Source organism: Corynebacterium sp. Marseille-P4611, from assembly GCF_916618765.1.
Taxonomy (GTDB): domain Bacteria; phylum Actinomycetota; class Actinomycetes; order Mycobacteriales; family Mycobacteriaceae; genus Corynebacterium; species Corynebacterium marquesiae.
The window spans coordinates 2,439,829-2,453,185 of sequence record NZ_CAKAKD010000001.1; the positions used below are offsets into that span (position 1 = coordinate 2,439,829).

Below are 13,357 nucleotides of genomic sequence, written 5' to 3' on the forward strand. Positions count from 1 at the left end.
TTTATCACGCCTCAACACCACGGCCTCCTCCCACTAGTTAAATGAAAAATGCTTTCCCAGTTCGCTGCTTCTTCTTCGACACGCCGCCGCGTTCTCGAGCCAGTCGCCACACCATGCGCGCACCAATCATGCACACGCATGCGTCAATCTTCTTTGCCGACTTCCGCGACTCTTTACGCACAGTGATGCCGTACCGGCCCTCATGCCGGCGGGCATTCAACACATGCTCCGTCAACAGCGCGTTACCGTCATGCGTGAACGAGTGCTGCATGATTTCAGCTTCTGCGAGCTCCGCAGCCGTCGTGAACTGAAAGTCTTTACCTCGCATATCCCAAGCGATGGGCTCCGGCTGTTGCGCGCCCCGCGAGGTTGCCCACAACTCGAGGCGGTCGCGGTGCCGCTCCGGCCAAGCCACCTTTGTGAACGACTCCCACTCGCGCACATCGGCATAGAAGCCGATGACATTCCAGGTAGCGAAAGCGAAATCAACACGATCATCAACGGCCTGCACATCAACCATGGGCTTATCGTCGGGGTCAGCTGCCTTCGGCTGCCACACCCCAATGGTGAAGATATGCCCATCGTCCATGCGACACCCAATGAGTGCAGTGTGGTCATTCGACAGGGAACCGTCAAAGAACATTACGATGTCCTCGCCCGGCGCGACATCAATATCGGGCCGCGCCATTTGCGCCCAGTCCTGCGGGTCACACCACGAATCAGACGAAGCTACCGGCCAATTCAAATACTTTCGCTTCGAATCGTCCACCTGCGCCGACGGGGACCAGATACGCGTCATAATCGCGTCAATGTCAGACCAAGGGCAATCCGCATACACCCACTCGAGCGCAGAGCGTAGAGAATCAGCGTCCCCCAGGTCGGTATCGTGCGGTGCCTGCCGCGCATCGTAAAGAATCCGCGACTCGTTCTTAGACCGCCCTGTCTCTTGCAGAACCCAGTCGTTAAACGTGGACTCGCCCGCCGAGTTAATGCCCGGCTTCCACGCATTCAGCGTCTCCAACATACGAGAGCCAGACTTCGACAAGTTATCCATCAAAGTTGCGTGCAATTCTGCCCCACCATTCGACGGGGTCCAGTGCTCCAACTCGTCACCGATAACGAATGTTGACTCCGCACCTTCGGCGGTTGCTGCCGATGACGTGATGACTTCGAGCTTGCCTTCCGGCTGCACGAAAATCTGGGTCTTTCCAACGTCCAGGCTGTAGTCGCGGTGCAGCGCCGGCGCGTTCGCGGGTGACGCCATAGCGCGCACCATGCGCATCGTATTCTCTGTCTGGTCCAAGGAGACCGCAGCAATCTGAACCCACGGCATCGACACCGGCTTACCGACCACACCACCGGGCACGTCCGGGTCCCAATGGTCGAACCGTACGGGCGCTAAAAGCTCAATCAGTGCCATGACTGCAGCGAATGGGGACTTGCCGGAACCTTTCGCCAACCGGCGTGCCCCATGGTGAAAAAGCCAACGGGCCTTCTCGTCCAAGGCGTAGAACCACAGGACGTAGCGTGCCTGCTCGCGAGTGAACTGCCACGCCTTACCCGCACGAAGACCGTTAGGGTGGCGCAGGTATTTCGCAGCCCATGCTAAAGCCTCATAGCCCAGCGTGAACTTTGGTAGCCCTTCGGGCAACGTCGCCAGCCGCTCCTGCGGAGCAACATCACCCATACAGGCCACCTCCTACATAAACAGCTCCTTGTAATGAGACATCACCGAAGAAGACTCATCATCCACTGCAGCGCCATCAGCGGCCTGGAGCTCAACACGCAGACGGCGCCGCTCCCCCTCCGTCGTCATCAAAGACGCCGCGGCACGATTAAACTCGGCGAGCATTGACGCCTTAACCCCCTCGCCATTGTTGAGTTCCTGGCTCATAACTTCGGCCAGTAGGCGGGCGGTCTGCCAATCTGACGGCTCGTAGAACCGCGCCTGCCCCGACTGCTTCAACGACCGGAACCAGTCCTTCATCAGCGGGTGCCACGACGGCGACACCCGTGGTGCTTTCACAGCAGGTCGCGGCGCATCATCTTTTACGACCGTCAGGTTCGGCTGCGTCTCATCCGGCTTATTGCGTCGGCGTCGCTGGTCACTCCTCTTGGGTGGTGGACCGGGCATTACTCATCACTTCCTTTAAGCTCGCCGGCTCACCGCATCGAATGAACCGGCCATACGAATACTTCTCAACGCTGCCGTCCCCCACATCCCGGCGCGTACCCCGCTGTTCCGCTAACTGTACGAACACGTGCAGGCCGCGGGCGCTGACGGATTTTTCTACATAGACGATGGGCTCTTCGATTGATTCGATGATTTCTCGCGCCCACGGCTTCGCCGCGCCACACTCGAGTGCGTTGTCCAGGTCGTAGCAGCCAAGGCCGCCGCCGAGCATGACGCCGTAGCCATCACCTGCCCCTTGCTGCACCTCATCGAATGAGCCCCACGTACTGGGATTGGTAGACGATGCCGGCGCACCAGTGCGAGTGATTGGGCGTTTCCCGTCCGCACGTACCCACCGAGGGGCATCGGCCATAGCCGCAGGGACAGGCCGCTGGCGACGCTTACGGGACACCGCCTGTCGACAACGAGCCGTGCATGTACGCCGCGCCGGACCCTTTGATTTCTGCGGCACATCGCGCCCACAATTTAAGCACTTCACACCTGCAATTATACCGTTTGAGCTGGCTTTTGTCACAGGTAGAGCACTATAAACTAACGCCTAAAGCTAAGCAACGAACACGAGCTTCAGGCCAACAAAGTAGCCCTATACGGCGAGCGGCCGTCACGCGCCCTCACAGCCACATCAGCGGTCACACCTAAATGACGAGGGCAAATTCCCCAACCCGTACACGCTCGTTCTCCCTATGCCTTCCGGCGCTTTCGGCGCGGCCAAGCGCGAGTCCTCCCCCACCCCTCTGTGGCTCATCGTACACCAGGATGAGGTGCTACAGGCAGCCTCCGGCGCGCCCGCTTCACAGCTCGAGCTTGGCGGGCCTCCTCTTGTGATTTCTCGCGGTGGCATGCCGCGCAAAGTGTTTGGAGGTTATCGAGGTCATGCGTGCCGCCGTGTGCGATATTGAGGATGTGGTCAACCTCCAGGCGTTCAGTGCTTCCACATCTGACACATTGGTTGCCATCGCGGGTGCGGGCAGCTTTTCGTAGGTGGTGTGGTGCACCGCGTGATGGGTTAGTCCACATGCTCTCCACTCCCCTATTGCTTGTGTCTTGTTCCGGTCGTGAACCGGTGGCCTGCATCTCAGGTGGATAGTTCTACTAAAAAGTGTCCGCATTAAGTAGGTCGGTGAGTCAGGCGACAAGACTTGGTGCCTTATTCCGGTCGCGGGCCGGTGGCCTACGCTCGATTCGGAAGGTCTAATTCTGTCCTGGTGAATAGATTGTTGAGCTAGGCGATAAGGCTTGCAAAACGACAAAAGCCCGCTCGTGGGCGGGCTCTTTCTACAGCGCAATCATATCATTTTATTTAGACTTCTTGTCAAGTGGTGGCAAGTACTTACCAACGAGGTGCCGTTTCACTCGCGCTGACTTGAGTAGTGCTTGGCCATGTTCCGGTGGGTGTGTCCATCGGTTGATGGTGTGGGCCTGGTCCTCGAGTTCCTGCGCTAGGTCTGCCGACCAGTCCAGCTCTGATAGTGGCTGGGCGTGCCAGGCGATGAGTCGGCATAGTCGTGGTGCGGTGAAGTCTGCCTCGTTGATGTGGATTCCGATGCCGTCGGAGCCGAACGCATTGAGTGCCAACTCTCGCAGGTTCTGTTCCATCGTGACGTATCGGTTGAGCCATAGCCAGTTGCCGGGCGACTTGGGGCCCGCGCCTTTGACTGAGTTCCTGGTCTTGACCTCGGGTGGGTTGGGGGTTGTGTCTTTGAGTTCGTGTAGTTCGGTGTAGTGGCCGGCTAGTTCGCGGGCTAGGTCTCTTAGTTGGAACTCGTCTACTTGTTTCATGCTGCCTCCTCGAGTTGGGCTTTGACTGCTGTGATGAGTGCTTGCTGTGTGGTGTCTTTGCGGGTAAGTGCCTGGTGTACTGTTTGGTCGATGCTGTCGGCGGTGTCGATGTGGATGATGCTGACGGGTTCGGTTTGGCCTTGGCGATGGAGTCGAGCGTTAGCTTGTTCGTAGAGTTCTAAACTCCAGGGGGTGGTGTACCAGACCATGATGTGCCCGCCGGCTTGGAGATTGAGCCCGTGGCCCGCGGACGCGGGGTGGATGAGTGCGACGGGTATATTGCCGTTGTTCCAGTCGTGGAAGTCTTTGGCCCTGTCGAGGACGCGCGCGCCGGGGATGGCATCAAGGATGCGGTCGCGTTCGTGCTTGAACCAGAAGCAGACCAGCATGGGGTTGCCTTGGGCTTGGTCGACGAGCTCGGTGAGTGCCTGGATTTTCTCGTCGTGGATGGTGATGTAGTCGTCGCCGGCTTCGTTGTAGATGGCGCCGCCGGCGAGTTGCTGCAGCTTCAAGCTAAGGGTGGCTGCGTTGGCGGCGTCGATAGTGTCGTCATCGAGGTCCAGGACGAGGTCACGTTTGAGGGTATCGATGTGCTTGCGCGCCTTCGCGGGGAGTTGGACGGTGATGTGTTGGTGGGTGGCTTCGGGGAGTTGGAGGTAGTCGGTGGTGCGCATACTTACGGTGATGTCGGCGATGTTGTCGTAGATGGCTTGGTCCGCGCCTGGTCTTAGGTTCCAGGTGTAGACGACGGTGCCGTTGCGCCGGCCGGGGGTGAAGTACTGGTCTCGGTAGTGGGTGATGTACTTGCCGAGTCGTTGGCCGTTGTCGATGAGCCGGAAGGGCGCCCAGATATCCAGCAGGGAGTTGGGGGCGGGCGTGCCGGTAAGACCTACGATGCGGTGTACCTTCGGACGAACTTTCTTGAGGGCTTTGAAGCGTTTGGCTTGCGGGTTCTTGAAGGATGAGAGTTCGTCGATGATGACCATGTCGTAGGGCCAGCGGCTGCCGTGATGCTTCACCAACCAGGGAATGTTTTCGCGTCCGATGGTGTAGATGTCCGCGCGGCGGTTGGCGGCGGCTTCGCGTTGCTTTGCGGTTCCGATGATGGGGCTGACGGTAAGGCCGGCCAGGTGGTCCCACTTGCCTATTTCTGTAGGCCATGTGTCGCGCGCGACGCGGATGGGTGCGATGACGAGGACTTTTTGGGTTTCGAAGCGGTTGCGGATGAGGTCGTTGATGGCGGTGAGGGTGGAGATTGTTTTGCCCATGCCCATTCCTAGGAATATCGCGGATTCTGGGTGGTCGATGATGAATTGGGTGGTGTGGGCTTGGTAGTCATGCGGTTTGTATTTCATGGATGAGTTCCTGGATTTGGTTGGGGTGGTCGAGGGTGCGGACCATGCAGCCGAGGTTGGTGAGGCGGTCCATTTGGCGGATTTGGAGGGGGCGGGGTTTCTTGCCGGGGGCTTTTACTTCGATGAAGCAGACCTTGCCTTGGGGGAGGATTATTAGGCGGTCGGGCATGCCGGCGTTTGCGGGGCTGGTAAGTTTTGGTGCGATTCCGCCGGCCTTGCGGACCTGGTGGACGAGGGCTTTTTCGACTTCGCGTTCGAGCATTGTTTTTCTTTCTTTCGTTGTTGGTGGAACAAAAGGAACAATGTTTTTACTTAGGTATTGGATCTAGGCAGTATGTGTGCATTTTTGTACATACTGCCCCCTGTTTTTCTGCAGAGTTTTTTAGTAATAACTTTGTTCCGTTTGTTCCAGTTTCAGTGTTCTGCCCGCTAGCGCGTGATTTTTGGGGTGGAACAAAGTGTGGAACAAAGTTTTATTTTGTTCCGTTTGTTCCACCCTGGAACAAAGTCCTGGCCGTTTTGTTCCACTACTTTGTTCCGCTTTCAGACGTCCGAACATTCGCACGATGGAATATGCGTTGCTTGCCATAAATCGGAAGGCGCCGAAGTTTTCCGGAGTCCTCCCAACCGTCGAGTTGTTGGATGATGGCGGTGATTTCGTGGGAGTCGATTTTGCGCATGGTGTCGGGGTCGCGGCCGAAGCATTCCGACCAGATTTCGATTTTCGAGACGGTGTTGCGCTGGATGGTGCGGTCCCACATGCCTGCCTCGCGGTATTGGTCTGGGAGTGTTTCACCGTCGAGCCAGATTCGGCGCATTCCCAGCGGTAGGGCGTCCCAGTTTCCGGGGAGTGTTTTGTCGAGGTATTCGGCGACGATTCCGACGCGGTCGTCGGCTTCTACACTTTCGGCTTGGATGTGTTCGGCCGCCTGGAGCAGGTCGCCAGTGAGGTAGAGCTTCTCGCCTTGGTGGTCGCGGTGGCGGGCTTCTGCCCAGAGTTGGTCGATGGTTTGTTGGGTAAGCGTGTGTGGTTTGCCGAGCCAGCCTTGGCCGGTGACGTGGACGGGCCACCAGCGGCGGTTGCCTGTGGTGTCGCGCAGGAAGCCCTCGTCTGCGTTGGTGGAGCCGACGATGATTCCTTGGCGTGGGAAGGTTTGTACGTTGCGACCATATGCAGGCCGGTACTTGTCCTCGGTGCGTGAGATGAATCCTTTGACTGGTTCGGCTTCTGCTTTGCGCATGCCGGCGAGCTCGGAGAGTTCGACGATGAGGTTGCCGGCGAGTTTTTCGGCGGCGGTCTTGTCTTTCATGTCGGTGATGGTGAGGCTGTCGGAGAACCAGGGGTCGGCCATGCGGTTGAAGATGGTGGATTTGCCGGCGCCTTGGGGGCCTACCAATGTGAGGACTTGGTCGAATTTGCAGCCGGGTTGGAAGGTGCGGCGGTGGGCGGCGACGAAGGTTTTGCGGGTGACTGCGCGGACGTAGTCGGTGTTGTCGGCGCCGAGGGTGTCCACGAGCAACGTGTCGAGGCGTTCGATTCCGTCCCATGGTGGGAGGTGGTTGAAGTAGTCGCGGACGGGGTGGAAGGCGCGTGCGGATGCGGTTGCGAGTAGTGCGTCGTTCATTTTGGTGGGTGCGTAGAGTCCGCCGTAGGTGCGGGCGATGTGGGCTTTGAGTTGGGCTTCGTCGTTGTCTGTCCAGCCGGGGTTGATTTGTTGCCATGGGAGGGCTTGGGGGTCTTGGACTTCGAGGTGGTTGGCGTGGGAGTTCCAGGCGATGTGGTTGAGGGCCTGACCCCCGGAAAGTAGACACGTCGGGGGTTAGCTATGCTGCTTGGGTCAGTGTAGCTGATGTGAGTGCTTCGAAGTCATTGGGGGCTAGAAGGTTGCACCAGGAGTGCCGTCTGCGGGTGTTGTAGCGCATGCACCATCGAAAGACTTCCTGCCGGCAGATAATGGGATTATCAAAGACTTTCCGATCACGTAGCACTTCACGTTTTAAGGTGGCGTTAAATGATTCTGCCAGGGCATTATCGGCACTAGTTCCCACCGCGCCCATGGATTGGCGTACACCAAGTTGGGCGCAGTGGTCCCTAAACGCCTGTGAGGTGTACACACTTCCATGATCAGAATGGAAAATAGCCCCGTCAAGGCTTCCGCGGACTGTGCTGGCATGGGACAAAGCCTCGATGACCAGTGAGACACGCATGTGGTCTGCGAGTGCATAACCTGCAAGTTTTCGTGAATAGGTGTCAATGACCGTGGCCAGGTACATGTTCTTACCGCCCTTACACGGCAGGTAGGTGATGTCGCCTACATAAACACGGTTCGGCTCGTCAGCGGTGAATGTACGGCCTACTAAATCTGGCATGACACGGTGACCAGGCTTGCGCCGGGTGGTGATGCATCGACGCCGTTTGCTAAAGCCTTTTAGCCCCATGGATTTCATGATGCGCGCAACCTTCTTATGGTTGATCGGGCCGAAGTCCGTATCGTCGTTGAGGCTTGCAGCGATGCGTTTAGCACCATAAAGCCCGTTCTCATCATCAAAGATGGCCTTGATTCTTGCACCAATAAGGGCATCGGAACATATCTTTAACCTGCGATTTTCGTGGGTGTTGACCCATTTATAAAACGAGGAGCGATTGAGCTTTAACACATGGCACATCCGCTTGACCGAGTACTCGGTTCGGTGGTCATAGACAAACTGGAAGCGGATCACCAGCGTGTCTCTTCGGCAAAATATTTCGCGGCCTTGCGCAGAATATCGCGTTCTTCGCGCAGCTTCGCGTTCTCTTTTTCTAGCTGGCGGATTCGCTCGGAATCAGTCGTCTCCTTGGCGTTGTCGCGCATGGCCTTCGTGCGGGCACGTTTGCCGGTGCCGTATTGCTGAAGCCAGGAGAAAAGCGAGGAACGATTGACTCCAAGCTCTGCTGAAGCCGCGTGAAGTGAAAGGTCCTCATTGTTTTCATAGAGGGCCACAGCATCACGTTTGAACTGTTCGGAATACCTAGGCATGGTGGTAGATTACCTTTCTTCCCAACCCAACCGGGCTGGATATCAGGTGTCTACCAAACAGGGGTCAGGTCCTGATGTGGGGGTCGTGGGTGAGGATGAGTTCGAAGTTTCCGATGGTGTCTTTGAAGGTTCCGTCTTTTTTGGTTTCGAGTTGGGTGAGCCAGGTGGTGGGGTCGTGGGTGTCCTTCTCCTCCCCTGTTTCGGGTTGCGTTGCGTCGGGTTCTTCGCCGCGCGCGGTCTCGTCGGTGATGGGTTGGAAGACGTCGTTGATTTTCTCCGCGGTGGCTTTGGCGTTTTCTGCGCGCGTAGAGGGGTCCTGGTTGATGAAATCCATCATCGCGGTGTAGCTGGGTTTCTTGTTGGCTGGTGTGCCGGCCTCGGTGTCTGCGTCGAGGTCTCCGTATTTGTGGATGCGGACTAGGTCGAATGCGGCGTGGGAGTGTCCGTCGGCGGCGGGGTCGGTGGCGTGCTGGGAGTAGGCGTAGTGGCCTTGGTTGTAGATGATGAGTCCATTACTGGAAGAACCGCCGGTGTAGGTGTAGCGGTTGTTGGTGGTTCCTGGTTTGTACACGTCCGCGAGGAAAGTGTTGATGGCGTTGGGGATTGGGTAGGCGCGGTTGAAGGCGCCGAGCATGCCGGGCTTGTCGCGCGGGTCGTCAAGCTTGCCGTTTGCTTCGAATTTTTTGGCTTGTTCGGGGGTGATTCCGGGCCAGGTGGTGACGTCCTGCCAGGTGTCGTACCGGTCGAGGTAGTCGTCCGGGTTGAGGATTTCTTTTTTGTTGCTGACGTGGACGTGGTAGTCGCCGTCGGTAAGCGTGGCCGGCCAGTAAAAGAATCGTTCCGGCTCGAAGGTGGTGGGGTCGAACCAGGCGAGTCCGGGGTTGATGTCTTGGGCGACTCGGCGGGCTACGGCGCCGTACTCGTCGGCGGTGACGTCGCGGTGAAGCCATACCCAGATGCGCCAGCGTTGTTCGGTGTCGAGGTGGCTGAGGGTTGTGTGTGCGAGCCAGGCGTAGGGGACGGTGTCGGCCAGGGCGGCGGGAAGGTCTACATCTTCGGGGATGTTGTCGAGGTCGAGGGTGATGAGGCTGCGGGTGAGGATGTGACCTTTGCGGCGGCGGCCGTGTTTGAGGTGACCACCGACGAAACCACCTACGTCTTTGTGCTTGTCGCGCTCGGCCTTGGCCATCTTCTTGTATTCGTCTTTGGTGCAGTTGACGATGGTGGGCTCATACGCGCGTGCGGTGAGGTCTTGGAGGGTGGTGTGGGTGTTGGTCCAGCGGGAGGAGGTGCGGGTGGTGGCGGTGGCGATTTTGAGTTCGCGGTTTTTCATGGGTGGTTTCTCCTCCTTGGAAGGGGTGGGTTGATGAGGGCGTCGATGCATGTGGGGGTGCAATGATGAATACCCCGCTGGCGCAGGTAGACGCGCATGGCTTCTCGTGCCCGGTGTGTGGGTCATGGGCGTGTTGCGGTGGTTTTGAGATAATTTGTTAAAACTCGCTAGCTTGTACAGCGCTGAGCACTATGATTGCTTCGAGAAAGGTCTTTACTAATTTGCTCAACCTAGGAAGGAGATGAAATGCAAAAGCTCGAACTGACGCTCAATGGCGAGATAGAAAACATAGAGGCTCTTTCAGTAGCTCGAGCTCTTGAATCGTTAGCAAAGTTGATTCAAGCGTTTCCATCAAATTCGGGTCGAGTAAAAATGTCAGGCGTCCGTCAATCTAGCGTTGTCACTGAAGTTTTGATTGATGATGAATCGCTTCACAGGCTTTACTCCGGAATTAAATCCATCAGTCGCACGTGCCAGATACCTCGCGGCTGGAATCGACAGCAACTTAGGTATCTTCGCGAGATTGCCAAAGAAGGCCAAAAAACCAACGGTGCGACTCTGTCGATAAAACAAAGTGATTGGATTCCGATTGACGCAGATTTGAAAGAAGCAATTGAAAAAGCACTTTCAGCGTCACTCGTTTCAATTGGATCTGTTACCGGCGAACTAAACCGTTACAACGGCTCTGATTCGCATGAGCTCAAAGCTTGGATCAGAGATGAATCGACTGATGCTTCTGTAAAGGTTCTTTTTTCGGAAATCCAACGTGAAGATGTTCTGTCTAAAATGCACAAGCGGGTGCGTGTTCGTGGGAAAGTCCATCGAAATTTCGATACGAATCAGATTGAACTAGTTCATCTTTATGGAGTTGATGTTCTACCAGATCGAAGTCTTTCTAATGGACGTGGCATTTGGTCTGAATATCGACAGTCGATTGAGGACCCAGTGCATTTTATTGACCGATTGAGGAGTGTTGATTAGTTTTGCAACGTGTAGTGCTAGATACGTGTGCACTGATCTATTTGTTTCTCGATCATCCGCATATTCCGAAGGCAAAGAGTTACGCAGACTCAGTTGAGTTTGTGATTGAGAGCGATGCCTACGAGGTATTTATACCGACAATGGTTGGCGTTGAGTTGCTGGGTACTCCAGCTATGAGGGCAGGGGCATCTACCCCACCGATTAGCAATGCAGCTGTAAATAAGGCAAAAGATTTTCTATTCAGACGAGATTTCACTCTTGTTGAAGCAGATAGTTTCGTGATGGAGACAGCAGGAGAATTGTGTCTTGAGCGGCTTATTCGCCCGGCAGATGCAATGATTGTTGCCTCCGGGATTGCTGCCAGTTGCCAATCCGTTTTCACTTACGATGACAAGCTAATCAAAGCTTGTACCGGATTGAACCCGATTTCTGTAACACATCCTCCTGCTGCTCCATACGGCGATCTTTTCTCGGGACTTACTTAGAATCCGAGGCCTGCGGACGGCGCAGCCTGGCCACCGAGCGCGGAGAACACGTCCTCCGCGGTAGTGGGCTCAGCACCCAAGCGCTCACCATCCTTAACTTTCTGGATTCCGTTCAAAGAAGCGGCGACTCCGACGTTGCCGGAGTTCGAGTACACGTAAAACTGCACGGCCGCGTTGACGTACATGCCGGAGTAGACCTCCGACTGGTCAAGAATTGGGCGAACGTTGCCATCAACTACGAACGGCTTGCGGGACTCGGGGGCCTTTGCGGAGATGAACCAGTGGTCGGTGTAGGCGTCGCCGCGGGAGGTGCCGTCGTTCTTAGGTCGGTCTCCGTCGCGTAGCGGAGGGTACTGAGTCATGGTCGGGTCAATAGCCTGCTTGATGGTGCCGCGCGCAACGGCGTCCTGGACGGCTGCATCAATCGCGGTGTTGACTGCTGCGATGGTCTTTTCGTCGTTCTTCGGGATGAGGAGGACGGCTTGGTACTTGGGGGTGCCTCCTTCTTGTGCGGCGCGTGGGGTGAATAGGTCGTTGAAGCTAAGTCGTGCGGGGAAGGTGACGTCGCGGTTGGTAATGGCCATGGTGTGGTTCCTCCTTGGAACTAGTTGGTGATGGTGGTTGGTGTCTTTATGCCGGTTAATCTCGTCGACCAGCGGCAGCATGGTGGGTTAGGCGGCGTCCGGGTAATCCGGCTCCGGGCCGTCTTCGAACTTCTCCCCTGCCGGGTTGAAGACGGACTGAATCTTCGCGTACTTGGTTTCCTGGTCAGTCACTGGTTCTTTCCTCCTATCGGTTGGAATACGGTTTCTGGTGTTGCAGCTTGTAGCGCGGGCCGCTTATCCGACTCGGGCACCAACGTCGGCTTGCCTGCAGGTTTATGTACGAGGTCGCCGAGCGTGTCCTGGAATTGCTTTTTGCCGAGCATTTTCGTCATCGCGGTAATGCCCAACAGCTTCTTCTCGTAGGGGTCGTGGCCGGTCTTTTCGACCGCGGCGGCAACCGCGTCCTCGTCGGTGTATTTGCGCACCGAGCGGCCTTCCACGAGCTTCAACCCGGGGTAGGAATGCCCGTTATTAGCTTCATCTAGGGCGAATTTCTCCACCTTCGACAGCCACTTTTTAATCGCCCCAGACCAGGCCACGATGTTGGCTATCTGGTCATCGGTGAGTGTTTCCGGGGCGGGCGCCGCCGGCGTCACCGCATCCGATTCTTTCGGCAACGGTTCGAGGTATTGGGCGGCGAGTGCTGGGCACTGTGGCGCGTGCCGGCAGAAGCGGCACCACTCACCAGCGTTGAGCTCACCTTCGCCTTGGATTGCGAGCTGCGCGCGCGGGGCGACCACTTCCCTAGCCCATGTGGTGAGCTCGTTGACGCTTATTTCATCGACGCTCACGTTGTTGAGGCGTGGCTGGAAAATCACCATGCGTACCCGGTCGATGTTGTAAATCATGCCGAACTGGGCTAGGGCTCCGAGCGCATACAGGCGCATCTGCGGATTACCTACCGCGGAGACTTCCACGCCTTTTCCGTATTTCAGGTCGATGACGGTCATGGTTCCATCTCCGACGATGAGGGCGTCACCGGTACCGAAACCGTCCGGCACAATATGGGAGAAGTCGAGGCGTTGTTCAATGGCGAGGAATGCAGCGGGGCTGGACTCCTGGGCGCGCGCGAGCTCTGCCATGACGTTATCGACATAGTCGTCGGTGTAGGAGTCCATCTCCTCATTAATCCAGTCGGAGTCGCCGACGAGGGTGGACTCGTCACCGTTGAGGAGGCGTAGCTTGTGCTCCGCGAGCTCATGGGCTGCAGTGCCTTCTGCCGCGGCGTCGGACTCACTGTCCGGGTACTGAGCTTCAAGGCGCGGCGCCGGAGTGCAATTAAGCCACCTGTGAGAACTGGAGGCAGACAGTATGGCGTGTGCGCGGCCAGTGTGCTGCACTTCGGCCGACGGCTCGGCTTTCTTTTCCTCTATCGTGCCGAACGTCTTTACCTTGTCGAAAGTAAGCCGCTGCGGACCATCACCACCGTTATTAAGTGGGACGGTTTTCTTGTTGAGCCGGCCGAAGATTTTCCTGATGTCTCCGCGGTCATCTTCGATGTGGGTGATGCCGGCTTGGGTGATGGTTTTTTCTACTCCGGCGCGTTCAGTGTCGTTGGTGAAGTCGATGCTGGTGGCGTCGAGTAGGGGGACGTAGACTTCTGTCATT

15 protein-coding genes are annotated in these 13,357 nt (G+C 56.9%); 3 read left to right on the forward strand and 12 right to left on the reverse strand.

All coding sequences use genetic code 11. From position 1 onward, the window contains the following. Positions 1-37 precede the first annotated feature (37 nt). The 8 genes from LG376_RS11670 to LG376_RS11705 all read right to left on the reverse strand — a co-directional run bounded on the left by LG376_RS11670 (position 38) and on the right by LG376_RS11705 (position 6,953). Positions 38-1,687 (reverse strand): phage terminase family protein, encoded by a 1,650-nt coding sequence (locus LG376_RS11670; protein WP_225747232.1) that lies wholly within the window; start codon positions 1,685-1,687, stop codon positions 38-40. Between the two features lie 12 nt (positions 1,688-1,699). Then, positions 1,700-1,966, reverse strand: coding sequence for a hypothetical protein (locus tag LG376_RS11675; protein WP_225747233.1), 267 nt, complete (start codon positions 1,964-1,966; stop codon positions 1,700-1,702). Positions 1,967-2,105: 139 nt separating this feature from the next. After that, positions 2,106-2,585 (reverse strand): hypothetical protein, encoded by a 480-nt coding sequence (locus LG376_RS11680; protein ID WP_225747234.1) that lies wholly within the window; start codon positions 2,583-2,585, stop codon positions 2,106-2,108. 350 nt (positions 2,586-2,935) lie between these two features. After that, positions 2,936-3,268, reverse strand: a complete 333-nt coding sequence (locus tag LG376_RS12715) for an HNH endonuclease (RefSeq protein WP_370633391.1) — start codon at positions 3,266-3,268, stop codon at positions 2,936-2,938. A 222-nt stretch (positions 3,269-3,490) separates the two neighbouring features. After that, the gene (locus LG376_RS11690) at positions 3,491-3,973 is read right to left on the reverse strand and encodes a hypothetical protein (protein WP_225747236.1); all 483 of its coding nucleotides are present in this window, start codon (positions 3,971-3,973) and stop codon (positions 3,491-3,493) included. Next, a complete protein-coding gene (locus LG376_RS11695) occupies positions 3,970-5,328 on the reverse strand; it encodes a DEAD/DEAH box helicase (RefSeq protein ID WP_225747237.1) in 1,359 nt (452 codons plus the stop codon). Before LG376_RS11695 ends, LG376_RS11690 begins: the two co-directional genes overlap by 4 nt. Then, complete coding sequence (locus LG376_RS11700) at positions 5,309-5,590, reverse strand: VRR-NUC domain-containing protein (protein ID WP_225747238.1); 282 nt, start codon at positions 5,588-5,590, stop codon at positions 5,309-5,311. Before LG376_RS11700 ends, LG376_RS11695 begins: the two co-directional genes overlap by 20 nt. A 265-nt stretch (positions 5,591-5,855) precedes the next feature. After that, a complete protein-coding gene (locus LG376_RS11705; protein WP_225747239.1) occupies positions 5,856-6,953 on the reverse strand; it encodes a virulence-associated E family protein in 1,098 nt (365 codons plus the stop codon). A gap of 39 nt (positions 6,954-6,992) precedes the next feature. Here LG376_RS11705 and LG376_RS11710 point away from each other — a divergent pair, with 39 nt between their 5' ends. Then, the gene (locus tag LG376_RS11710; RefSeq protein WP_225747240.1) at positions 6,993-7,136 is read left to right on the forward strand and encodes a hypothetical protein; all 144 of its coding nucleotides are present in this window, start codon (positions 6,993-6,995) and stop codon (positions 7,134-7,136) included. A gap of 16 nt (positions 7,137-7,152) precedes the next feature. On the opposite strand, the gene LG376_RS11715 is transcribed toward LG376_RS11710, so the two are convergent. Together LG376_RS11715 and LG376_RS11720 are read right to left on the reverse strand one after the other, a co-directional pair. Then, positions 7,153-8,345 (reverse strand): IS3 family transposase gene (locus tag LG376_RS11715; RefSeq protein ID WP_370633393.1). Its coding sequence is split into 2 segments (ribosomal slippage): positions 7,153-8,063 and positions 8,063-8,345, totalling 1,194 coding nucleotides; the frame shifts between segments, so codons are not numbered across the junction. Between the two features lie 64 nt (positions 8,346-8,409). Further along, complete coding sequence (locus tag LG376_RS11720) at positions 8,410-9,678, reverse strand: hypothetical protein (protein WP_225747241.1); 1,269 nt, start codon at positions 9,676-9,678, stop codon at positions 8,410-8,412. 246 nt (positions 9,679-9,924) lie between these two features. On the opposite strand from LG376_RS11720, the gene LG376_RS11725 reads away from it, so the two are divergent. Next, the gene (locus tag LG376_RS11725; RefSeq protein ID WP_147279316.1) at positions 9,925-10,659 is read left to right on the forward strand and encodes a hypothetical protein; all 735 of its coding nucleotides are present in this window, start codon (positions 9,925-9,927) and stop codon (positions 10,657-10,659) included. A 14-nt stretch (positions 10,660-10,673) separates the two neighbouring features. Then, positions 10,674-11,144: a PIN domain-containing protein gene (locus tag LG376_RS11730; RefSeq protein ID WP_225747397.1), complete on the forward strand. Its 471-nt coding sequence runs from the start codon at positions 10,674-10,676 to the stop codon at positions 11,142-11,144. Here LG376_RS11730 and LG376_RS11735 read toward each other — a convergent pair. After that, on the reverse strand, positions 11,141-11,728 hold the full coding sequence (locus LG376_RS11735; RefSeq protein WP_225747242.1) for a DUF2815 family protein: 588 nt from the start codon (positions 11,726-11,728) through the stop codon (positions 11,141-11,143). The genes LG376_RS11730 and LG376_RS11735 overlap by 4 nt on opposite strands. Before the next feature lie 188 nt (positions 11,729-11,916). After that, positions 11,917-13,356: a DUF2800 domain-containing protein gene (locus tag LG376_RS11740; RefSeq protein ID WP_225747243.1), complete on the reverse strand. Its 1,440-nt coding sequence runs from the start codon at positions 13,354-13,356 to the stop codon at positions 11,917-11,919. Between the last annotated feature and the right edge of the window lies 1 nt (position 13,357).